The sequence below is a fragment of the Pantoea sp. NSTU24 genome (assembly GCF_050157905.1).
Taxonomy (GTDB): Bacteria; Pseudomonadota; Gammaproteobacteria; order Enterobacterales; family Enterobacteriaceae; genus Pantoea.
The window spans coordinates 1245660-1266944 of sequence record NZ_JBKIWZ010000001.1 but is presented as its reverse complement, the minus strand read 5'-3'; the positions used below and the strand labels follow the sequence as shown (position 1 = coordinate 1266944).

Sequence of the window (21285 nt, the reverse complement as noted above, 5' to 3'; positions counted from 1 at the left end):
GTTAGAATTCCCGCAGATCCTGAACCGCATGCTGGGTTTTCATCAGGTTTTTCTCCGCCCGCTTCAGATCTTTTTTAGCGATAGCGACAAACAACGCATCCAGGATGTTCAGCTGGGCGATGCGTGACGCGGCGTTTTCACCCAGCAGATGCGATCCCTGAGAGGTTGAATTGAGGACCACATGGGCGTTCTGCGCGATCGGGGATTCGGCGTAGTTGGTGATGGCGATAACCTTCGCGCCATTCTTTCCCGCCAGCCTGACCGGATCGTTCACCGCACGTGTGGCGCCCGAATGACTGATGGCGATAACCACATCGTCGTCAGATAACACAGCGGCGGACATCAGCATGATATGGGCGTCGTCATAGACGGTCGTTTTGATGCCGATCTTCAGCATCTTGTGCGACAGATCCCGCGCCACGGCGGCGGAGCCGCCTACGGCGTAAAGATCGATATGACGCGCTTTAAAGATGATGTCTGCCGCACGATTGAATTCAGAGACGTCCAGAATCGATAGGGTCTCTTCGATCGCCTGGATAGAAGTTCTGAACACTTTGGTCAGCAACTGCTCCGACGAATCATCCGGCTCAATTTCCGCATGCAGGCCCGCCACTTCAGACTGGTTGTAGTAGATCAGACCACTTCTGAAATGCCTGAAGCCGGTGAAGTTAAGCTTTTTGGTTATCTTCACGATCATCGCTTCAGAGACATTATTCTCCTGCGCAATCTCCTTTAACGAAGACTGCTCGGTAATGTCGGTACGGGCCATGATCGCCTCAGCGACCCGCCGTTCTAACGGCGTCAGCTGGGGCAAACGCATGCGAATCTGAGCGCCAATGGCTCGCGGATCTTGCTTCATTACTTGCCTCGGGTCGCCCGGTCAATCAACATCGCTATGATAATAATAAGGCCGGTAGCGAGCAATTGGTAAAAGGCCTGAATGTTCAGCAAGGTCAGACCGTTACGTAATACACCCAGGATGACCACACCGATCAGCGTACCGAAGATGCTGCCCTTGCCGCCCATCAGCGAGGCCCCGCCGATGGCCGCCGCCGCGATAGCGTCCAGCTCCCAGAGGTTACCGATGGTCGGCTCCGCCGCGCCGAGACGACCGATCAGGATCAGCGAGGCGAGCGACGCCAGCAGGCCGGAGAGAACATAGACGGTGACCTTGGTGCGCTTCACCGGCACCCCGGCAACCCGCGCCGCCTCTTCGTTGCCGCCGATGGCCAGAATATACTCTCCCAGCGGGGTCTTATTCATCACCGTCCAGAGCAGCAGCGCAATTACCGCCACAATCACAATGGGTGTCGGGATCCCCAAAAGGTCGCTGTTAATCAGGTTACGAAACGTCAGCGGGATCCCAAAGATGGGATTGCCGCCGGTGTAAATCAGCGCAATGGCCCGGAACAGCGAGAGGCCGCCCAGCGTCACGATAAACGGCTGCAGTCCGGCATAGGCAATCAGCGTGCCGCTGAAGAGTCCGCACAACGCGCCGACCCCCAGCGTCGCGAGAATCGCCAGCGGCACCGGCACGCCCGACGCCATCAGCGTTGCACCCAGCACCGCCGAGAGCGCCGCCGCCGGACCGACCGAGAGGTCAATCCCGCCTGAGATGATGACCATCGTCATCCCCAGCGCAATCAGGGCGTTAATGGAGGACTGCTGCAGGATGTTGAGCAGATTGGGCACGGTAAAAAAGACCGGCGACAGAAACGAAAATGTCACCATGATAATGAACAGGCCAATCAGGGTGCCCGCATCACGCAGATTAAATTTAAGCCGCAGTGCAGGTCGGGTGCCTGGCCCGGTGGAGGTCTGGGTCGTCATAATTATCACCTTAATAAGTGTCAGGACAGCGGTCAGGCGCCTGGATCGATATCTTTAATGGCATAACGGGCGATGTTCTCTTCGGTGATCGCGCTGCCGGTTAACTCTTTGGTTATTCGTCCCTCGCGCATCACCAGCACCCGGTCCGAAATGCGAATAATCTCCGTCATCTCCGACGACACCACCACAATCGCTTTGCCCGCCTGGGCCAGTTTTTCAATCAGGTGATAGATCTCCGACTTGGCCCCGATGTCGATGCCGCGCGTCGGCTCATCAAACAGGAACACCTCCGCATCCGCGGCTACCCAGCGGCCGATGATCACCTTCTGCTGGTTGCCCCCGCTCAGCGTGCCGATGGGCTTTTCGATGTCGAGCGGCCGCAGGCGCAAGTCGCCCATCACCCGCAGCGCCTCTCGGCCCAGCCGGGACTGACTGATCAGGCCCGCTGCCGTGAAGCGATGCATTGACGGCAGTGCCATGTTCATCTTCACCGCCCGCTCTTTGATGATGCCCTCTTTTTTACGATCTTCGGGCACCAGGCCGATGCCGGCCTGAATCGCGGCGCGCACGCTGTGATTCCTGACCGCCCTGCCGTTAACGCTTACGGTGCCGCGGGTTCGCCTGTCGATACCGGCGATCAGTTTCAGCAGTTCGGTGCGGCCCGCGCCGACCAGTCCGGCCACGCCCAGCACCTCTCCTGCCCGCACGCTGAAGCTGGCGGAGACCACCTCGCTGCCACGCGTCAGATCCTCGACCCGCAGTACTTCGCGATCGCTGACGAACGCCTGATGGTCGAGCTTGTCGATCTTCCGTCCGACCATTCTGGCGACGATGCTCTCCTCATCCTCATCGCGGATGTTGACCACGCCGACCTGTCTGCCGTCACGCATGATGGTAGCGCGGTCACAGACCCGGAAAATCTCATTCATCTTGTGCGACACGTAGATTAGCGACACCCCGGTCGCCTTGAGATCGCCGATCAGCTCCGCCAGGCGATCAAACTCGCGCGGCGTCAGGCTGGAGGTCGGTTCGTCCATAGCGATAATGCGAGCGTTATCCAGCAGCGCCCGGGCAATCTCCACGATCTGCTGCTGCGACACTTTGAGATTTCTGATTGGCGTGTCGGGATCGATGGTCGGATCCAGCGTCTTCAGAATCAGGGTGGCGCGCGCCAGCTGCGCTTTTTTATCGACCCACATCCCCCCGGCACGGGTCAGCGGTCGGCCCAGAAACATGTTCTGCGCCACAGAAAGCTCAGGCACGTGCTGCAGCTCCTGGTGGATCATTGCGATCCCGGCCTGACGGGCGCTGAGCGGCGAGCGGATCTGAACCGGACTGCCGTTGACGCTGATCTCACCGCTGTCCGCACCGCGCACGCCGGAGAGAATATTCAGCAGGGTGGATTTCCCCGCGCCGTTTTCCCCAATCAGCGCATGCACCTCACCAGGCCGCACCGAGAAATCGACATCCTGCAGCGCGGCGGCATTACCGTAACTTTTGCTGATGCCGCGCATCGTTAAGCGAAACTCTTCCATACCCGCTCCCGCTGACTTACTGCTGCGCCAGCAACTGACGCAGCCGATTGTTGTCTTTGGTGGAGAACGCATCGACGTTCTCTTTGGTGATCAGCGCCTGCGGTGTGGATACCACGCGCGACAGCTTCTGACCGTTGACCAGACGGATCATCACATCCATCGCCACTTCGCCGGTCAGCACCGGGAAACTGTCCACCGTGCCGGTGAGTTCACCGCGCTTGATGGAGGCGTAGGCATCGGAGATGCCGTCAGTGCCGAAGATGGCAACCTGTGACGCTTTGTTCTGTGCGCGCACCGCTTCCACCACGCCCAGCGCCATAGTGTCGTTGTTGGCGTAGAAGCCGATCAGGTCAGGATGCTGCTGAAGAATGGTCGAGGCGGCGTTAAAGGCCTGCTCGCGGCTCCAGTTGGCTGGCACGCTGGCAACAATCGTGAACTTACCGGCCGTCGCCAGCGTCTCTTTAAAGCCGCGGGTACGCTGTCCGGCGGCATAGACGCCCGGCTGCCCTTCGATCACCGCCACCTTGCCTCCCTGCGGATGGTGCTGGATAAACCACTTCGCCACCCGCACACCGTTATCTTTCTGGACGTTACCCACGTAGTAACGCGCATTCGGCATCACCGCATCATTCACGTTGACTACCGGGATCTTTTTGCTGCTGGCACTCTCCAGCGCAGGTTCCAGGTTGATGTCGGTCTGAGGCGACACCAGCAGGCCGTTGAAGCCCTGCGAGATCAGCGTTTCGGCGATCGACAGCTGGCCAAGCTGGTCATCTTCATTGGCCGCCGCCTGATAGGCCACGGTGAAGCCATACTTCTTCGCCACGTTCTGGTAGCCCTCGCCGAGCGAACGCCAGTATTCATTGGTCAGGGTCTTAGAGACGCCGCCAATCTTCAGCGATTTATCGACTTTCGGCAGTGCCCCATATTTGCTGTCGAGCTGGGTCCAGTCGGTGCGATCCGGTTCGGTGTCGGACTGCAGCGGTGCCAGCTCTGCCGCATAGACGGAGCTGCAGAGCAGTGAGGAGGCGATAACAGCGAGCAGACGTTTTTTCATTTTTATATTCTCAGCATGTTGGGTAGGGTTTTTATGTTATCGGCTGGATCAGCCGTTATCGCGCCAGCAGAATGTCGTTGACGATCTGCTGGGAGGCGACTGCATCCTGACGCTCAATCGCCGCCAGTAATGCCGTGTTGCCATGCAGCTGATCGCACAGCCGCAGCAGCCGGGTCACGGTTGCGATATTGCTTTCCGCTTCACGGATGGGGTCCAGCCCGCTGGCATCCGGGAAGGTGTCGAAGTAGTAAGCGCCGCGATAGCCGTCACGCTGCATCTGCCAGAGAAACTCCAGCGTGGCGCGCGGATTGACGGAGCCGACCATCAGGCCGTCGTCGCGCTTGCCCCAGCCGTCGTTCAGGTCGAGCCCCAGCAGCCGTGAGCGCCGCGCCACCATTGCGGCGGCGTAGGCCGGCACCTCGTTGGCAAACAGCACGTGCGCAAAGTCGAGCGTGATCCCCAGATTGGGGCAGCCCGCCTCTTCCACCGCCAGCAGGCAGGTGGTGGCGTTGGGGAAGATGCTGTAGGCGCGCGGCTCGTTGGGTTTGTATTCAATACTGATATCGACGTCCGGCGCATACTCCGCCACTTCCCGCACGGCGCTGACCGCATCCTCCCAGATCTTTTTATAGTCCGCCTGGAAGCAGTAATCGAAACCATCCTGCCCCATCCACAGCGTCATCAGCCGTGAGCCGAACTCCCGACCCGCATCGATGCCGCGCTTGGTCAGTTCGATCGCCTCGCGACGCACTTTCGCGTCCGGATGGGTGAAAGCACCGATTTTGAACTGTGGGGCGTCCCAGCGCATCTGCATGCCGTTGACCGCAAGGCCTGCATCCTCAATCGCCTGACGCAGCGTGGGAATGTCGCTGGTAAGGTGCTGCGGAAAGTTGAGATCGAGGTGTGTCAGACCCTTTACCTTACCGGCACGGGCCACCATCTGCAGGACAGAGGGCTTGCCCTGCTGATCGGGCCAGTAGAGGTGCGCGCCCGAGGCGAATGAGTTGAGACGGGTTGCAAATTTTAGTTCCGACATAAGGGGCAATCCTTCAGAGAGCGTATTGTGAAGTACTTTTCATGTTCACGATTAATTGTGAAGTTATGTATTAATCTACGCCTCGCGCCTGAATGTGCAAGCCTGCCGGGCGGAGCAAATCACCAAACTGGGAGAGCTGTCACGAAATAGTTTCAGGGTGTAATTAAGCTACCCACGCGGCAAAATGGCGGGTTTGGCTGTGAAAACAGCGGGTTGCTGCGGACGTTACGGAGGGAAGAAAGGCTGACAATGGCGACGAAAAAAGCTGAGCGCCAGGCGGCGCTCAGCAGATCGGGATTACTTCAGCCGGAAAGCAACGACGCTGTCACCTGCCGTGGTGCCCAGTGAGCCGTGACCGCCCGCGGCAATCACCACATACTGTTTACCATCTTTACCCATAAAGGTGGACGGCGTAGCCTGCGCCCCGGCGCTCAGCTCGGTCTGCCACAGCAGTTCGCCAGTGGTGCTGTCATAGGCACGGAAGTAGTTATCTGCCGTGGCCCCGTGGAACACCAGATCACCGGCCGTCAGCAGCGGTCCGCCGTGCGCAACCATCCCCATCGGGAAGCCGAGCGGGAAACGGCCAGGCAGGAAGCTGGTCTTCAGGTTGCGGGTCGTCCCTACGCGGCGCAGCCATCTGGTTTTACCGGTGGTCAGATCCACACCGACCATCCGGCCCCACGGTGGCGCAATGCAGGGGATCCCCAGGCCCGACGCCATCTGCTGGATATGGATCGCATACTCACCGTGGAAGTTTTCGTTCCAGTACGGCGTGCCATCTTTGGTAAAGGTACGCTGAGTTTCAGTTTCCGGGGTGCGTTTGATCAAGTTGTACCTGTAAGCCAGGCGCACCGGCGCGGCAATCAGCATCTGACGTTGCGGATCGACCGCCACGGAACCCCAGTTAAAGACGCCGATATTGCCCGGGAAGATTAGCGAGCCGGCTTCCGTTGGCGGCGTCCACGGGTTGCCGTCATAACGCAGCTTGCGGAAGGTGGTGCGGCAGGCCATCTGATCAAATGGCGTGATGCCCCACATAGATTTTTCCGTCAGCGGCGCCGGGATAAAGTTCAGGCTGGAGACCGGCTGAGTCGATGCATACTGCTCGCCTTTAATGCCATCCACAGAGACGTTAACCTGCTCGACCGGATAGACCGGCTGGCCGGTCAGGCGGTTCAGCACGAACAGGTTGCCGGTTTTGGTCGGCAGGATCACCACCGGTTGCGGCGTGCCCTGATAGCTGATATCCACCAGCAACGGCTGCGACGGGTTGTCACGGTCCCAGAGATCGTGGTTTGAGCTCTGATAACGCCATTTAAAGGCCCCGGTTTTCAGATCCAGCGCCACCAGCGCATCCCGGAATTTTTCGGTATTGCTGGCGGGATCGCGGTCAAAACCGACCTCATCCGGCGAGGCATTACCAAAAGGCACGTAGACCAGACCATTCTTCAGGTCGGCGCTCAGCGTTGCCCAGGCGACCGGGGTATCCTGCGGATAGGTCGCGCCCTGGGCGATCGGCGCGGTGTTCTCCGGATTTGCCGGATCGAAGTTCCAGACCAGACGACCGCTGACGGCATCATAGGCGCGGATCACACCCGACGGGTTGCCGCTGTGGAAGCCGTTATCCATCACCGAGCCGCCGACAATGACCAGATTGCCCGCCACCAGCGGCGCGGCGGTCTGCATCAGCGCATGCGGGCGCACCTCACCCATGCCGGCACGCAGGTTGACCACCCCGTTGTCACCGAAGTCCGCACAGGGTTTACCGGTGTCTGCATCCAGCGCCAGCAGGCGGGCATCGGTCGTGGCGTTAAAGATGCGCCTGCGGCAGAGCGCCGGCGCGGTATCTGTCTGCCCCTGGGCCTCTGCTGCATCGTAGTAGCTCACGCCACGACAGGTCTGATGCTGCTGCAGATAGGAGCGGTTTTTATCCGGCGTGGTTTTCCACTTCACCGCCCCGGTTTCCGGATCCAGCGCGTGGACTTCGTTGTGTGGCGTACAGAAGTAGAGCATGCCGTTGGCTTTCAGCGGTGTCGCTTCGAAAGTGTATTCGGTCGCATCATCATCCTGACGCAGGTCGCCGGTGTGGTAAGTCCAGGCCACTTCCAGATCGTTTACGTTGTCCCGGGTGATCTGCTTCAGCGTCGAAAAACGCTGACCATCGGCGGTTCCGCCATACGCACTCCACGCGTCAGCGGCGCCGCCGGTGGCGGCACTCTGGCGCGGTGTCGTGATCGTACCCTGCTGCGGCAGCGGATCATAAAAACAGAGGCCGATAACCAGCAGCACCATCAGCCCGACCGTTCCGCCGAGCAAAGGATGAAAGCGGCGCTGACCCTGATAGAGCGGGCGCACCACCCACGGCAGAGCAAGCCAGAGGCCCAGCAGACCGAACAGATCGCCACGCGGGATCCACTGCCATTTATCAAAGCCCACTTCCTGGATAATCCAGAGCAGCGTTATCCACATCAGCAGCGCATAGAGCGTCAGCGCACTGCGTCTGTTCATCATCAGCAATATTGCGCTGACCAGAATCCCCACACCTATCGCAATGTAAAATGCACTGCCTCCTGCTGACAGGAGTTCTCCTCCCATGTAAATCAGGGCAATAGCAAATATCACCATGATTATACTGGTTAATTTATTTATCATGAGCCATCCTCGGTTCATTAGCGGCAATCAGAAAATTAATTTGCATACATATTCTCAACGAGATATTAACTTATGTATCAAATATGTAAAAACATGCCGACGTGTAAATGGTTAGAAATATTTATTATAAATCCGACCCTTCTGCGGGCTGCGGCGGCTTTTTTTCGTGCCTGAACGGCTGATATCGCGACATTCATCACAATAAATTAACCATAAGCGGTCAGTTACCGCATCTTTTGTTCAAAGGCGATCAAATATCAGACAAGCATTGCTTCAGTAATGACAGCTTAAGTGAGGTCACAGCGCGGCAATAAGCATCAAATAATTATAATGATTCGTTCATTCTCCTGCGCAGAACCTCTTATTGCTAAAACCGGCAATGCAACGAAAAAGCGAGGAGTAATGATCAGAATTTCAGCACCTGCGCCGTGTCAATGCTTTTTTATTTATTAAAAATGGCAGTTGACGTCGATATTCTATTATTTTTTCAATTCTGCTAACTGCCCTGAATAGATTAACAACGCGTGAGTTTCTTTTGCAGATTTGGATTTAAGATATTCCGCAGCGGGACGCGGCATTTATTTGTGTTATCTTCCATTATTATTCTCATTATTTATCCGGCCGTCAGGCGGGATTTTCTCTGGCAGCAATACACCAGGCAGGTTAACTATGTCCGCACTTCACGCCATATATCGCAAGTTTCGTTTTCCTTTTAAGTTTATCAACGCCGCTATTCGCTATCCTGCCGCGCAGGCCCGGGTCAGACGTTATTCCGTGATGTCAATTGAGGAAACTATCGATCTGCTGCTACGTGAACCCACGTTATCGCTGGCCCGTTATGGCGACGGTGAACTGGAAATGACGCGCTATAAAAATATCGGTTTTCAGCCATTCGATCCGAAGCTGTCAGCGCGACTGAAAGCCGTGCTGCAGCAGGGTTCTTCAGCGAATCCGAATTGCCTGATCTGTCTGCCGGATGCGTTTCGCACCACCCGCAACATGCGAAGTGGATCGGCCCTGTTCTGGTTCTTTCACAAATCTTTTTATTTTAAATATTATGAATCCCTGCTGAATAAACAGTACCGCTATGGAAATACATCGGTCACCCGCCCTTATCATGATTATAAAGGCAAACAACTCTCCGGCAGGATATTTGACAAGTTTAAACAACTTTATCGGAACCGCCGGGTCTTAATTGTTGAAGGCAGTGGGACCCGTCTGGGATTAGGCAATGATTTACTGGACGGCGCCAGTGAAGTGAAAAGAATTACCACCCTGAACCGTAACGCCTTTTCCGTTTATGATGCACTATTTGACACCGTGCTTGCCCATGCCGTTAATTTCGATTTGGTCCTGATTTCCTTAGGGCCGACCGCCACAGTACTGGCACATGATTTAAGTCAGCATGGCATCCGCTGTATCGACAGTGGTCATGTCGATATTGAATATGAGTGGATGCTGGCCAGTGCCACCCACAAAATAAAGGTAGAGGGGAAAAACGTTAATGAGGCAGGCGTGCTGTTAGGCGAACAGACCTGCGTGGCGGACGTGACCTACCAGCAACAGATCCTGCAGCACGTGGACGAAACTACTGCACACACAGAGCCGAAGCCTGATCTCTCTGCGGACGCAGTGATTGTTCCGCAGCCGCATTCCAGCAGCACTCAGCATCACGCCGCCTGAGCATCCCCATCAGCAGGCAGGACCTGCACCGCATTGATGCGCAGGCAAATAATGAGCGGGCTCAGCGCCCGCCGCCTGTGTAATGCATGCGACCCGCAGCGCCCGCCGGCCGTGAGCTGGCTCACAACATTACGTTTCCGGCATTAAACTTGCTTGTGCTCTCCTGACACCACTCATCAGGAGATGTGAAATGAAACCAAGCCGTTACCGTTATACCCTGTTTTCACTGCTGTTCCTGATCGCGCTGATCAATTACATCGATCGCGGTGCCCTCTCCTTTGCCGCGAACGCGATTGCGGCGGAGTATCACTTCAGTAAAGTCCAGCTTGGCGCCGTTCTGGGTTATTTTGGCTTTGGTTATCTGCTGGGGTCGCTGTGCGGCGGCTTTCTTGCTGACCGCATCGGCACTAAAAAGGTCTGGCTGCTGGCAGGCGTGCTCTGGTCGCTGCTGGAAATTGCCACCGCCTGGGCCGGTGAGCTGGGGATGGCGCTGTTTGGCGGCTCAGCCATTATGGGATTTGCTGCGCTGCGCATTCTGTTCGGTTTTGCCGAGGGTCCCGCTTATGCGCTGATGAATAAAACCATTGCGCACTGGGCACCCGATAACGAGCGCGGGTTTGCACTGGGGATCGGCCTGCTTTCGACCCAGGTCGGCGCACTGCTGACCGCCCCAATCGCGGTCGGGTTGCTGCTGCTGACTCACGACTGGCGCATGATGTTTATTCTGCTGGGGGTCATCTCCCTGCTGGCGATGCTGCTGTTTGCCCGCACCTTCAGCGACAGCCCGGAGAAGAGCCGTTTTACCAACGCCGCTGAGTGCGCGCTGATTCAGAACGGTCAGCGCCGCAGCACGGGCGACAGCGTGCCTCTGCCCTGGTGGCGCTTCTTCACCAGCCGGACGCTGGTCTGCAACGCGCTGGGTTACTTCTCCTTCCTCTACATCACCTTTACCCTGGTGACCTGGATGCCAAAGTACCTGCAGGATAATTTCCATTACGACCTGCACTCGCTGTGGTATGTGGCGATGATCCCCTGGAGCGGGGCCTGCATCACGGTGCTGCTGGGCGGCCGCATCGCCGACGCTCTGCTGGCCCGATTCCGTAATCTGCGACTGGCGCGCAATCTGTTTGCGGCCGTCACGCTGTGCGGCACCGCCTGCTGCTTTATGGCCATTCCCTATATGGGATCGGCCGCCGGAATTATTGCCCTGATGACGCTGGGCAATGCGCTGAATGCGCTGGTGAACAATGTTTACTGGTCGGTGGTGATCGACGTGACCCCCAAAGCCTCAGTCGGCACCTACAGCGGCATGACGCTGGCGATTGCCAACCTGGCCGCAATCATCTCGCCGATGCTCTGCGGCTGGCTGGCGGAATATCACGGCTATAACGCCATGTTTACGGTGACGGCACTGATCGCGTTTGGCAGTATGCTGGCGATGACGCTGCTGCAGCCGGAAAAACCGCTGGTGGCTGAAGCACAGCCTGCCACGGTGGAGGTGACAACTGCCTGAAACAGGCTGGCCTGAATGGCTTTGCCTGGCGTTATTCTCACAAACTTAAGCCGCCCTCTGGGCGGCTTATTGCGTTACCGGGGGCTGCTGGTCTGTCCGGCTCTTTCCCGGCGATCCCAGCGGCTGGCACCCAGCCATAACACTGCCGTCACCAGCCAGCCCACAATCCATGAAACATCATTTCCGGCAAAAATCCAGGTCAGCGAGCCATGATGCAGCGGGTTATCGATGAAGGGTAACTGCGCCAGCACCCCCAGAGAGTACACCGCGATGCCCGCGACGTTCCAGCGGCCGTAGCGGCCGTCCGGATCGGCCAGCGCGGGGACGTCCACCCGACCGCGGGTGATCAGATAGAAATCGGTCAGGCTGATGGCGCTCCACGGCACAAAAAAGGCCAGCAGAAACAGCAGAAAGTGAGTAAAGGATTTCAGGAAGGCGGGTTCACTAAGCAGGGCAATCAGGCAGGCCAGGGAAACCATGAGGATGACAAACAGAATGCGCCCGCCCTGGCTCAGCGTCGTCTGCCGGCGAAAACCGGACACGATGGTGGTCAGGGACATAAAACTGCCGTAAGCGTTGAGCGTGGTAAAGGTAATCTTCCCGAAGCAGATGGCGAAATAGATCACCATGGCCATGCCCGGCGTACTGCCCAGACTCACGATGTAACCGACCTCATTACCGGCGAAGGCGCTTCCGGCCAGCGCGGCGGCAATGACCCCCAGCGTCATAGAGGCCTGGGTGCCGAGTACGGTACCGGCAAACACCGAACCGAACAGTTTTCTCGCAGAAACCTCTGCGGGCAGATAGCGCGAGTAGTCAGAAACATAGGGCAAAAGGCGATCTGCCAGGATGACGAGAGTGACACTGCCAGCAGGAAATTAGCCGCGGTGAAATGGCGATTCTGCCAGACGGCCGCCAGGTCATGCGTGGCAAAGAGCGTGATAAAGAGATAAGCGAAGGCCAGCACGCCAATAACGCTCGCCAGCTTACCCAGCTGATGGATCACGCGATATCCCATCACCGCAATCACGACGATCAGGGCGCTGAAAACAATCATCCCGGTGGCATTGCTGACAGAGATAAGCTTCGCCAGCGCCTGTCCGGCCAGTACTGTGCCGCTGGCGGAGAATCCCACATACATGATGCAGACCAGCACCAGGGGAATGACGGCGCCGTGAACGCCAAACTGCATGCGGCTGGTAATCATCTGGGGTAAGCCCAGGCGCGGACCCTGTAGCGCATGCAAAGACATGATCGCGGCACCGATAATCTGTCCCACCAGTAAGCCGACAAGCGACCAGATAACATCGCCACCCAGCACGACGGCCAGCGCCCCGGTGACAATGGCCGTAATCTGCAGGTTGCCGCCAAACCAGAGCGTGAACTGACTGAAGGGATGCCCGTGGCGTTCGCGCAACGGAATGTAATCGATGGAGCGGGTTTCTGACAGGCGCGGTTGCGGCGCGTCCGGATACGCTGTAGCAGATGATTTGACCGACATAGATCCCTCGCTGATGCAGTGAGTCAGAGAAAACGAACAGGGCCGGGTAACCGGTTGAGCTGACATGTCTATACAATCAGGAAGAGTGTCACGCACGGCAGGAAGATACAAGACAGGCGGTCATTGGAAAATGTGATGATACCGACAGACCGGCACGTCCGGGCGGCAACACGCGCGGTCGGGCCTCTCCGGGGAGGTTCGTCATCGGCATCCTGCTGGCGCGGTTTGTGTCGGGGGCGATTGCGGATCTGGCGGGCTGGCGCGCGGTCTATTTCAAGGCCGCCTGTCTGCTACTGCTGAATGCCGGGGTACTCGCGAAGGTGCTGCCTGCCTCAGCCAGTCAGGCGCGGCGACCGGCCTGGCCGCAGCTCATGCTGTCGGTTGTCCTGCTTTTCCGCACAGTGCCCCGCCTGCGCAGCCGGGGCATCCTCGCCCTGCTGATCTTTGCCGCTTTCAGCATGCTCTGGTCTTCCATGGTGCTGCCGCTGACGAAGATGGCGTTGTCCCACACGTAAATCGGCCTGTTTGGTCTGGCTGGCCTGGCCGGTGCGCTGGCGGCCGTCAGCGCGGGCGCCTGGGCTGACCAGGGACAGGGTCAGCCCGCTACCGGCTTCGCACTGGCGTTGCTGACGCTCTCCTGGCTGCCCGTTGCCGTGCTGCAGCATTCGCTGCTGCTGATGATGGTCGGGGTGATCCTGCTCGACTTCGCCATCCAGACGGTGCATGTCATAAACCAGAGTCTGATCGTAGCGGCCCGGCCCGACGCCGCGAGTCGTCTGGTCGGTGCCTGTATGTGCTTTTACTCCCTCGGCAGTGCGCTGGGCGCCCTTGCCGCTACTCAGCTGTATGCACACTGGGGATGGTATGCCGTCTGCGCTGGCGGAGCCACCGTCAGTGCCGCCGCCTTTCTTTACTGGTCAGGAACCCGTCAGGCATGAAACTCTCTCATCTGCTGCTCGCCGTGCTCATCACGGCCATGTGGGGCGTGAACTTCTCAGTGATTAAACTGGGGCTGCACACGGTCGATCCCTTTCTGCTGGCTGGCATCCGCTTCACGCTCTGCGCGCTGCGCGCTGCCCGCGATACTTTTTGTTAAAAAACCGGACGTGCCGTGGCGCGACCTGATCAGCTATGGGCTGGTGTTTGGCATCGGCCTCTGGGGGCTGGTGAACCTGGGGATTCAGGCCGGACTGTCGGCGGGCATCGCCTCACTGCTGTTGCAGTTGAGTGCCTTCTTTACCCTGCTGCTCGGCAGTCTGGTCTTTCGCGAGCGCCTGAGCCGCTATCAGATCGCCGGTGGGATCATCGCCAGCGCCGGACTGATGACTCTGTTTTTCATCACCGATGGCTCGGTGACGATCTCCGGCGTGCTGCTGGTGCTGGCGGGAGCGATAGCCTGGAGTTTGGCTAACATCATCAGCAAAAGCGCGGGCACCCGGCAGGTGTTCGCGTTTCTGGTCTGGTCAGCTGCCTTTGCGCCCCTGCCGCTCTTTGTGCTGGATGGGCTGGTCAACGGCATGGCGGGCTATCGGGCGCTGTTCAGCCATGCTGACAGCCTTACCCTGCTCTCTGTTCTGTTCCAGGCCTATCCTGATACCCTGCTGAGCTACTGGGTGTGGAACGGCTTGCTGAAGCGCTACCCGGTCTCCACGATTGCGCCCCTGTCGCTGCGGGTGCCCGTTTTGGCCTTCTGGGTTCGCTGGCGATCTTTGGCGAAACGCTTTCCACGCAGAAAATCGCTGCGCTGGTGCTGATCGTGACCGGACTGGCCGTGGGGCTCTATGGGCCGCGACTGGCGCGCCGCATCGGCCTGCGCGCCTGATGCCCTTCAGGGGCTTACCGCGTGCCGCTGGCAGAACGCCTCAATGTCGCCATGCTGAAAGTCGGCCAGATTCGCCATCAGCTTCTCCAGCGGCCAGTTCCACCAGGCGATACGCTGCAGACGGGCGGCAATGGCGGGCGAAAATCGCATCCGCAAGGGCCGGGCTGGCACGCCGCCCACCACGCTGTAGGGCGCGACGTCGCGGGTCACCACCGCGCCCGCGGCCAGCACGGCGCCATCACCGACGGTGACGCCGGGCATCACGATCACGCCATGCCCGATCCAGACGTCGTGTCCGATGATCACCCGGTCGGCCCGGCGGGCCGCAAAGAAGTGCCGATCGCGGCGGGCGTCGGGATGGTAATACTCCGGGCAGTAGGTGAAGCGATGCTGAGAGGCGCGATCCATCGGATGGTTCGGCGCGCCGATGCGCACCTGGTTGGCAATCGCGCAGAAGCGCCCTATCCGGGTGTCGGCCAGGCAGCAGTGCTCGCCGACATAGGAGAAGTCGCCCAGCTCACTGTATTCCAGCAGGCTGTGCGCCAGGATTTCACACTGCTGACCCACGGTGGTTTCCCGCATCCGCACACTCTCATCGATTCGGGTGTGAGCTAAGGGGGCAGGCATAACGGCAACAAAGGACATAGCATTCTCCATCCGGATAAGCACATCCCCGGCGGCGTGCTTTTGCCGCACCACACTATCCGCTTCTGATGACAGAGAATTGACAAAGAAAAAAGGCGGAGTGGTTAGCTCCGCCTTGTTTCAAGTTCCGGTTAACCTGCCTGACCGGTCAGTTGCATAAGGGCAACGATGATCTGCAAGATCACCCGGATCAGATCCAGAATCAGCTTAGTCAGTTCCATCACTTTCCTTCTCCTTTTACAGGAGCGCGCTTTTCGGCAACCAGGGCTTTGACTCTACCCGCCGGGCGCCTGAGCACATCTTGTGGAGAGGGCTGAGCGGCACTCATGGTTAAAGCCACAGGCCAGCACCACCTGATGCCTGCCGGGATTTTAAAAACCTGCCCCTGTGAGCGGCCAGTCGTCCACGAGGCGATACCCAACGCTCAACACCTGTATAAACATACAGCATAATGGTGAAACTTGAAATCCTTAGCCGCACATTTTACACTCTCTTTTGTGGAGAGTGCTGAGCACCTCGTCTGCAGCGCGGTTACCAGCCGGACTGGCGGACAAAAAATAAAGGATTTGGCAATGCGCCAAATCCTTTTTTTATGTCTGCTCTTCAGCCCGGCGGGCAGAAGCTAGTTGGCGGCGCTGACACGCCACACGGTATTGCCCGCATCGTCTGCGATCAGTACCCCGCCCTGTTTATCGCTGGCCAGGCCGACCGGCAGGCCCCGCACCTGTTTTTCATCATCCGTCAGGAAGCCAGAAACCACCGTTTGCGGCTCGCCCACCGGCTTACCGTTTTCAAATTTCACCCAGATGACCTTATAACCATTCAGCGGCGTGCGGTTCCAGCTGCCATGTTCGCTGATAAACGCGCCGCCTTTGTACTGCGGCATGTTATCGGCTCCGTAGAACAGCAGGCCCAGCGGCGCAACGTGCGAACTCAGCGCATAGTCAGGCTTAATCGCTTTCTGCACCAGATCGGGACGCTGCGGTTCCGCGCGGGTATCAACATGCTGACCAAAGTAGCTGTAGGGCCAGCCGTAGAAGCCTTTCTCCTGCACCGAGGTCATATAGTCAGGCACCAGATCGGAGCCGATCTCATCGCGCTCGTTGACCACCGCCCAGAGCTTGCCGCTCTGCGGTTCCCACTGCAGACCGGTAGGATTGCGCAAACCGCTGGCGTAGATCCGGCTGGCGCCGCTGGCCGCATCCACTTCCAGCACCGCGGCACGGCGATACTCGGCGCCGATACCGTTCTCGGTGACGTTACTGTTGGAGCCGACCCCGACATAGAGCTTGCTGCCATCAGGGCTGGCTAACAGCGCCTTGGTCCAGTGGTGGTTAATCGGCCCGCCCGGCAGTTCGGTCACCTCTTCCGGCGCGGTGCGGATCTCAGTGTCGCCTTCGCGATAGGGGAATTTTACCAGGCTGTCAGCATTCGCCACGTAAAGCGTGTTGCCGATCAGCTGCATCCCGAACGGTGAGTGAAGATTTTCGATGAAGCGATGCTGTTCCCATTTGCCGTTTACATTGCGCAGCAGCGTAATGCGATTACCGCCTGCGCCGCCCTTGCCGGAGGCTTTCTGCACGATACCCATGATCAGCTGTTTTGGTCGGGTGGTCGGCTTGGGCGGGCCATTCGATTCCGCCACCAGCACATCGTTATTCGGCAACACATAAACCTGACGCGGATGCTGCAGATTCTCCGCGATCTTCTCGATTTTCAGCCCCTGCGCCACTTTGGGCATTTCGCCCGCTTTCCAGGGCGTGCCTTCCGGCACCTGCATCGGCGGCATAAAGAAATTGCGCGCCTGCGGCAGTTCGGGATTGGCACCAATCTGTTTCTGTGGATCGACCTGCGCGCCCTGATCGCAGCCTGCCAGCAGGGCCGTTACAGACAGCGCCAGCAGCGTTTTATGCGTTCTCTTCATGATGGCTCCTCCTTAAGCGCTACGGTGGCGTAACGCAAGTTGCACATTCGCCAGCAGCAGCAGCGCCACCACCAGCGTTGAAAGCGTGACGCCCAGCGGAATGACCGCGGCCGCATCACGGCTATGAATAAACGCATTAACGATGGCGATGACGATTGCGACCAGCCAGAGCCAGAAATGGCCCTTTTCTGCGCTGTCGCTGCCACGGAACAGATAGACCAGGGCGATGATGCGCGGCACGATAGCCAGAATCAGCCCCAGCGCAATCAGCCAGCCTGCGGCATCTGTCCAGAACTGCACAAAGGTCTGCATGTAGAGAATATCGAACAGCCAGGCCGCGACAAAAAAGCCCAGCGGTACCGGCTCCAGCAGAGCATACAGCGTCACGGCAAACGCCGATCTTCCCAGGGTATTGCGCATGTTTCTCTCCATTTTTACGTGAATGCGGACCAGGTCAGACGTCGCACTGCTGACAGTAACCGACCCCGCGCCTGTAAAAGATTAGTAAATCTGAAGAGAAACAGTGGGTTTATTCAGGAGGAATTGTAAATCAGGCGGATGACGTCCCTGTCATCCTGTCCTGTCAGGGCTTGTCAGCAGGCAGCGTGACCCAATAGCCTGGCTGATAAGGCAGCGGCAGAAATTTCTCGTGGAACTCACGGAAGGTGGCATCCGGATCGAGATCGGCAAAGAGATCGGGATGCAGCCACTTCGCCAGCGCCTGAATCGCGACAAACTGGTAAGGGCTGTCGTAGAACTGATGCCAGATAGCGTGCACATGGCCATTGTGCGCCACCGGCAGGGTTTTGAACGCATCGCGCGTCATCAGCGCTTTAAGACGCGCTGTAGCTTCGGTGACATTCGCCCCCGGGCCGACGCCGACCCACTTGCCCACGGTGTTGTAGTTTTTCCAGTTCGCGCCGGTCACCACCACCACATCCGGCTGGCTGGCGATAATCTGCTCCGGATTCAGCGTGCCGAAGGTGCCCGGGATGATGCCTTTCGCAATATTACGGCCACCCGCGATCTCTACCATCTGCCCGAAGTTCTCACTGCCAAAGGACATGCAGCACTCATCGCTGTAGCCGCCCGCACGGTCAATCATCACTTTCGGGCGATAGCCGGTGAAGTTTTTCAGTCGTGATGTGACCCGCTCAATCTGCTGCTGGCGGAAGGCAATAATCTCCTGAGCACGCGCCGGTTTGTTCAGCAGTTCACCCATGATGCGGATGCTTTTCTCTGCGTTCACAAACGGGGCTTCGCGGAAGTCGATGAATACGACCGGCACGCCCACGGCCTGCAGTTTTTCAATCAGCCTGCCCTCATCCGTGGCGGCCTTCGACTCCAGGTTCATCAGCACCAGATCGGGCTTCAGGGTTAACGCCTGCTCAACGTTGAAAGTGCCATCTTTCGCGCCGCCAAAGGTCGGTAATTTTTTGATTTCCGGGTAGCGTTTCTCATAGGCCTGATAGCCATCCCAGTCCGCTTTCGGCAGATCGTCACGCCAGCCAATGACCCGGCGGAACGGCGCATCCGTATCAAATGCGGCCAGCAGATAGATCTGACGCCCCTCACCCAGAATAATGCGTTTTGCTTCCTGTGGCACGTCGACCTGACGGCCTGCGACGTCAGTGATCATCCGGGCCGAAGCCGTCCCTGCCAGCGCGAGCATCCCCAGCGCTAAAAACCATTTTTTCATCGTCAAACCCACATAAATGATAATGAGAATTATTAATGTAATGCGGCGTTACTATTACCTAAAATGGCAAACAGGGGAAGTCATTCTAAGAAATGTTTTTACGACATCGGGCAGGCGGGAAGGAAGTTGAAAGGCCGGCTGCACCGGCCTCTGCTCAGGGCCGCCGTCAGTGCGTCAGCTGACGTACAAAGGCGATGATCTCCTGATTTTTACCCTGATCAGACAGACACTGCTGAAAACGCGGGCCGCTGACGGCGGTTCGTACCAGTTCAGGATCGAGCGCACGGAGGGTGTCGAGATAGTTCTCTTTCAGCATAGCGGCTTTAACCTGGTTCAGCAGACCGGCATTACGCACCTGCGGCGCTTTACGTTCAGGCGGATAACCGTGCCCTTTTTCGCCGGTAAAGGCTTTTTCGAAGATAAAATGCAGGTTAAGTTCTGCGCCCCAGCCAAAGCCCTTGGCAAAGGGCAAGGAGAGCGCGTTGCCGTTATTGATCTGTGCGAACAGATAAGCGTCTGCCGGATCGATGCAGTAGCCGCATACCACGCCCGGATGAAGGTTCAGTGACATCAGTGCACCCTGTCCGGTGCCGCATCCCGCCACCACAAAGTCCACTGCCTGGCTGTTCAGCAGCACGCTGGCCTGAATGCCGAGATGAATATAGGTCAGCGCGTGATCCTGCTCATCGCTCATGCCGACGTTAAAGACCTGATGCCCCAGCGGCTGCGCGACGCCTTCCAGCTCCTTCAGCACGATGGCATTTTTGGCGGCCTGGCTGTTTTCCATCATTAATGCGATTTTCATGAACTGCCCTCATAAATTAATTGAAACACCGTTTCATTTTAATGAAAAGCGATTAAAGTGCATGGACTAATTCGGCCGCGAGCTGTGAGTGTCATCACAAACTGACTACCGCACGCCCGGTCATCACAGGAGGTTCAGGATGTTTGTTTATCATAACGCGCAGCCGGTCGACGACTCCGGCCAGGGGGTGACCCGCCGCATACTGGCGCATGGCGGCAACCTGATGGCGGTTGAAGTTACTTTTGCAACCGGGGCGATTGGTCCGCTGCACCATCATCCCCACGAGCAGCTGACTTACGTTCTCAGCGGCCGCTTCGCCTTCACCATCCAGGGCGAAACGCGTGAAGTCGGTGTCGGAGACACGCTGTATAAAGCGCCGGATGTGGTGCATGGCTGTGTCTGTCTGGAGGCTGGCGTGCTGCTGGATACTTTCACCCCGCAACGGGACGATTTTCTGTCCGGAAAATGAAAAAGGCGGCTCACCGGGCCGCCAGTTTCCCCTCCCGCAGGCATCATTTTTCCCCCGTCGCCCCCTTTCATAAAAAACTGCAAAAAGTTTCTGAATGTAGCCTCTGTGCTAACTGAATGATAAGCAGGGATTTACCTCCAGCCCGCGCTGCGCTTCGCGTCAGCCTGGAAATCTCTTCGCCAGATTTCTGTACAAAACCGGGATCGCTGTATAAGTTTAATAGCAACACCAGTACGTTTTTTGACCCAAAAAAGGATAAGAATATGCCAATGCAGAACACCCTGAGCTTGCCAGCGAATCACATTGTCCCGGTAAAAAATGCCCTCGGCTCCGCTTTCGCGCCATCTGAGCAGGAGAAACTGAACTTTCTGATCGAAGAGTTACTGGAAGCAGGCAAAGAGAAAAGCTGCATGGAGTTGCTGCGCTATCTGGCCTCTGCGGACAGTGCCGAAGAAGAGGCCTGCTGCCGCGAGCTGCTGACAATGCTGATGGCAAAATAATGCAAGCCTTCTCTCTGAAGCCATTCAGCGTTCCTGTGTGTTTATGGATTTCTCCGCTTCACGTCTGAGCCCTCTGCTGTTCAGACGTGTCGCATCCTTGTTCATCCTGCCTCTGCAGCAATCCTGTGCTGAAATAAAGCAAGTTCTGATGCCGTATCGGGCTGGTCTTGTGCGCCGGCGCGCGGAAGTAATCAATGCCATTAATCGTGGTTTTCGCTCTACGTAGCCACTCTCCCGCTGCATGTTATTTCCCTGACCCGCCGCTGACCATGCAGTCTCCTGTGTAAACAGACAGACATCGCCTGACTTACCCGTTTTCCATGTTGTACAAGATCAGCGTCTCAGACACGCAGACTCTGAAACGTCTCTGCGGCTTGCCTGCCCGGCAGTTAAGTCTGTTCAGATAACACAGTCAGCTGTCCATTCTGCCCCCGTCAGTGCATAGCACGCTTATGAATCCTGTCACATTTCCGCAAACTCATCTCAACAAGTTTCAGAACCGCAGGAAAAACGCTCACTCACACAACGTGCTGAATAAAAAGACTTTTTATGGATACAGCTTGGCAATCATGCGGCGTACTCATCAATCCATGCTCTTTTTGCACTTATTTAGC

Annotated in this window: 15 protein-coding genes and 3 pseudogenes; 6 read left to right on the top strand and 12 right to left on the bottom strand. The window is 57.7% G+C overall.

Annotated features, from left to right (window positions below; genetic code table 11):
* Position 1 precedes the first annotated feature (1 nt).
* The 6 genes from ACLHDD_RS06205 to ACLHDD_RS06180 all read right to left on the bottom strand — a co-directional run bounded on the left by ACLHDD_RS06205 (position 2) and on the right by ACLHDD_RS06180 (position 8110).
* Positions 2-859 (bottom strand): MurR/RpiR family transcriptional regulator, encoded by an 858-nt coding sequence (locus ACLHDD_RS06205; protein ID WP_111140371.1) that lies wholly within the window; start codon positions 857-859, stop codon positions 2-4.
* Positions 859-1830, bottom strand: coding sequence for an ABC transporter permease (locus tag ACLHDD_RS06200; protein ID WP_427103383.1), 972 nt, complete (start codon positions 1828-1830; stop codon positions 859-861). Before ACLHDD_RS06200 ends, ACLHDD_RS06205 begins: the two co-directional genes overlap by 1 nt.
* 32 nt (positions 1831-1862) lie before the next feature.
* A complete protein-coding gene (locus ACLHDD_RS06195) occupies positions 1863-3365 on the bottom strand; it encodes a sugar ABC transporter ATP-binding protein (RefSeq protein ID WP_427103382.1) in 1503 nt (500 codons plus the stop codon).
* Between the two features lie 16 nt (positions 3366-3381).
* A complete protein-coding gene (locus tag ACLHDD_RS06190) occupies positions 3382-4422 on the bottom strand; it encodes a substrate-binding domain-containing protein (RefSeq protein ID WP_427103381.1) in 1041 nt (346 codons plus the stop codon).
* Positions 4423-4477: 55 nt separating this feature from the next.
* A complete protein-coding gene (locus tag ACLHDD_RS06185; protein ID WP_427103380.1) occupies positions 4478-5458 on the bottom strand; it encodes a TIM barrel protein in 981 nt (326 codons plus the stop codon).
* 297 nt (positions 5459-5755) lie between these two features.
* The gene (locus ACLHDD_RS06180) at positions 5756-8110 is read right to left on the bottom strand and encodes a membrane-bound PQQ-dependent dehydrogenase, glucose/quinate/shikimate family (protein WP_427103379.1); all 2355 of its coding nucleotides are present in this window, start codon (positions 8108-8110) and stop codon (positions 5756-5758) included.
* A gap of 669 nt (positions 8111-8779) precedes the next feature.
* Between ACLHDD_RS06180 and ACLHDD_RS06175 the strand changes: the two genes are divergently transcribed.
* The gene (locus ACLHDD_RS06175) at positions 8780-9793 is read left to right on the top strand and encodes a GT-D fold domain-containing glycosyltransferase (protein ID WP_427103378.1); all 1014 of its coding nucleotides are present in this window, start codon (positions 8780-8782) and stop codon (positions 9791-9793) included.
* A 190-nt stretch (positions 9794-9983) separates the two neighbouring features.
* Positions 9984-11306, top strand: a complete 1323-nt coding sequence (locus ACLHDD_RS06170) for an MFS transporter (RefSeq protein WP_427103377.1) — start codon at positions 9984-9986, stop codon at positions 11304-11306.
* A gap of 74 nt (positions 11307-11380) precedes the next feature.
* On the opposite strand, the pseudogene ACLHDD_RS06165 reads toward ACLHDD_RS06170, so the two are convergent.
* A pseudogene (locus ACLHDD_RS06165) lies at positions 11381-12807 on the bottom strand (purine-cytosine permease family protein).
* Between the two features lie 197 nt (positions 12808-13004).
* Between ACLHDD_RS06165 and ACLHDD_RS06160 the strand changes: the two are divergent.
* Both ACLHDD_RS06160 and ACLHDD_RS06155 read left to right on the top strand, forming a co-directional pair.
* Positions 13005-13745, top strand: a pseudogene (locus ACLHDD_RS06160) (MFS transporter); the annotation flags it as partial.
* Positions 13742-14629, top strand: a pseudogene (locus ACLHDD_RS06155) (EamA family transporter). The pseudogenes ACLHDD_RS06160 and ACLHDD_RS06155, both read left to right, overlap by 4 nt.
* 6 nt (positions 14630-14635) lie before the next feature.
* On the opposite strand, the gene ACLHDD_RS06150 reads toward ACLHDD_RS06155, so the two are convergent.
* The 5 genes from ACLHDD_RS06150 to ACLHDD_RS06130 form a co-directional block, all read right to left on the bottom strand.
* The gene (locus ACLHDD_RS06150) at positions 14636-15274 is read right to left on the bottom strand and encodes a DapH/DapD/GlmU-related protein (protein ID WP_427103376.1); all 639 of its coding nucleotides are present in this window, start codon (positions 15272-15274) and stop codon (positions 14636-14638) included.
* Positions 15275-15896: 622 nt separating this feature from the next.
* Positions 15897-17198 carry a PQQ-dependent sugar dehydrogenase gene (locus tag ACLHDD_RS06145; protein ID WP_427103375.1) on the bottom strand — a complete coding sequence of 434 codons (1302 nt, stop codon included), beginning with the start codon at positions 17196-17198 and terminating at the stop codon, positions 15897-15899.
* 12 nt (positions 17199-17210) lie between these two features.
* Positions 17211-17618 (bottom strand): DUF2231 domain-containing protein, encoded by a 408-nt coding sequence (locus tag ACLHDD_RS06140; protein ID WP_427103374.1) that lies wholly within the window; start codon positions 17616-17618, stop codon positions 17211-17213.
* Positions 17619-17781: 163 nt separating this feature from the next.
* A complete protein-coding gene (locus tag ACLHDD_RS06135; RefSeq protein ID WP_427103373.1) occupies positions 17782-18897 on the bottom strand; it encodes an ABC transporter substrate-binding protein in 1116 nt (371 codons plus the stop codon).
* A gap of 166 nt (positions 18898-19063) precedes the next feature.
* Positions 19064-19702, bottom strand: a complete 639-nt coding sequence (locus tag ACLHDD_RS06130) for an RpiB/LacA/LacB family sugar-phosphate isomerase (RefSeq protein WP_427103372.1) — start codon at positions 19700-19702, stop codon at positions 19064-19066.
* A gap of 139 nt (positions 19703-19841) precedes the next feature.
* Between ACLHDD_RS06130 and ACLHDD_RS06125 the strand changes: the two genes are divergently transcribed.
* Together ACLHDD_RS06125 and ACLHDD_RS06120 are read left to right on the top strand one after the other, a co-directional pair.
* On the top strand, positions 19842-20171 hold the full coding sequence (locus ACLHDD_RS06125; protein ID WP_427103371.1) for a cupin domain-containing protein: 330 nt from the start codon (positions 19842-19844) through the stop codon (positions 20169-20171).
* A gap of 263 nt (positions 20172-20434) precedes the next feature.
* On the top strand, positions 20435-20671 hold the full coding sequence (locus ACLHDD_RS06120) for a hypothetical protein (RefSeq protein WP_427103370.1): 237 nt from the start codon (positions 20435-20437) through the stop codon (positions 20669-20671).
* Positions 20672-21285: the final 614 nt, after the last annotated feature.

Coding starts and splice junctions, on each gene's coding strand:
- ACLHDD_RS06205 (WP_111140371.1), bottom strand. CDS start 859: ATGAAGCAAGATCCGCGAGCCATTGGCGCTCAGATTCGCATGCGTTTG.
- ACLHDD_RS06200 (WP_427103383.1), bottom strand. CDS start 1,830: ATGACGACCCAGACCTCCACCGGGCCAGGCACCCGACCTGCACTGCGG.
- ACLHDD_RS06195 (WP_427103382.1), bottom strand. CDS start 3,365: ATGGAAGAGTTTCGCTTAACGATGCGCGGCATCAGCAAAAGTTACGGT.
- ACLHDD_RS06190 (WP_427103381.1), bottom strand. CDS start 4,422: ATGAAAAAACGTCTGCTCGCTGTTATCGCCTCCTCACTGCTCTGCAGC.
- ACLHDD_RS06185 (WP_427103380.1), bottom strand. CDS start 5,458: ATGTCGGAACTAAAATTTGCAACCCGTCTCAACTCATTCGCCTCGGGC.
- ACLHDD_RS06180 (WP_427103379.1), bottom strand. CDS start 8,110: ATGATAAATAAATTAACCAGTATAATCATGGTGATATTTGCTATTGCC.
- ACLHDD_RS06175 (WP_427103378.1), top strand. CDS start 8,780: ATGTCCGCACTTCACGCCATATATCGCAAGTTTCGTTTTCCTTTTAAG.
- ACLHDD_RS06170 (WP_427103377.1), top strand. CDS start 9,984: ATGAAACCAAGCCGTTACCGTTATACCCTGTTTTCACTGCTGTTCCTG.
- ACLHDD_RS06150 (WP_427103376.1), bottom strand. CDS start 15,274: ATGTCCTTTGTTGCCGTTATGCCTGCCCCCTTAGCTCACACCCGAATC.
- ACLHDD_RS06145 (WP_427103375.1), bottom strand. CDS start 17,198: ATGAAGAGAACGCATAAAACGCTGCTGGCGCTGTCTGTAACGGCCCTG.
- ACLHDD_RS06140 (WP_427103374.1), bottom strand. CDS start 17,618: ATGCGCAATACCCTGGGAAGATCGGCGTTTGCCGTGACGCTGTATGCT.
- ACLHDD_RS06135 (WP_427103373.1), bottom strand. CDS start 18,897: ATGAAAAAATGGTTTTTAGCGCTGGGGATGCTCGCGCTGGCAGGGACG.
- ACLHDD_RS06130 (WP_427103372.1), bottom strand. CDS start 19,702: ATGAAAATCGCATTAATGATGGAAAACAGCCAGGCCGCCAAAAATGCC.
- ACLHDD_RS06125 (WP_427103371.1), top strand. CDS start 19,842: ATGTTTGTTTATCATAACGCGCAGCCGGTCGACGACTCCGGCCAGGGG.
- ACLHDD_RS06120 (WP_427103370.1), top strand. CDS start 20,435: ATGCCAATGCAGAACACCCTGAGCTTGCCAGCGAATCACATTGTCCCG.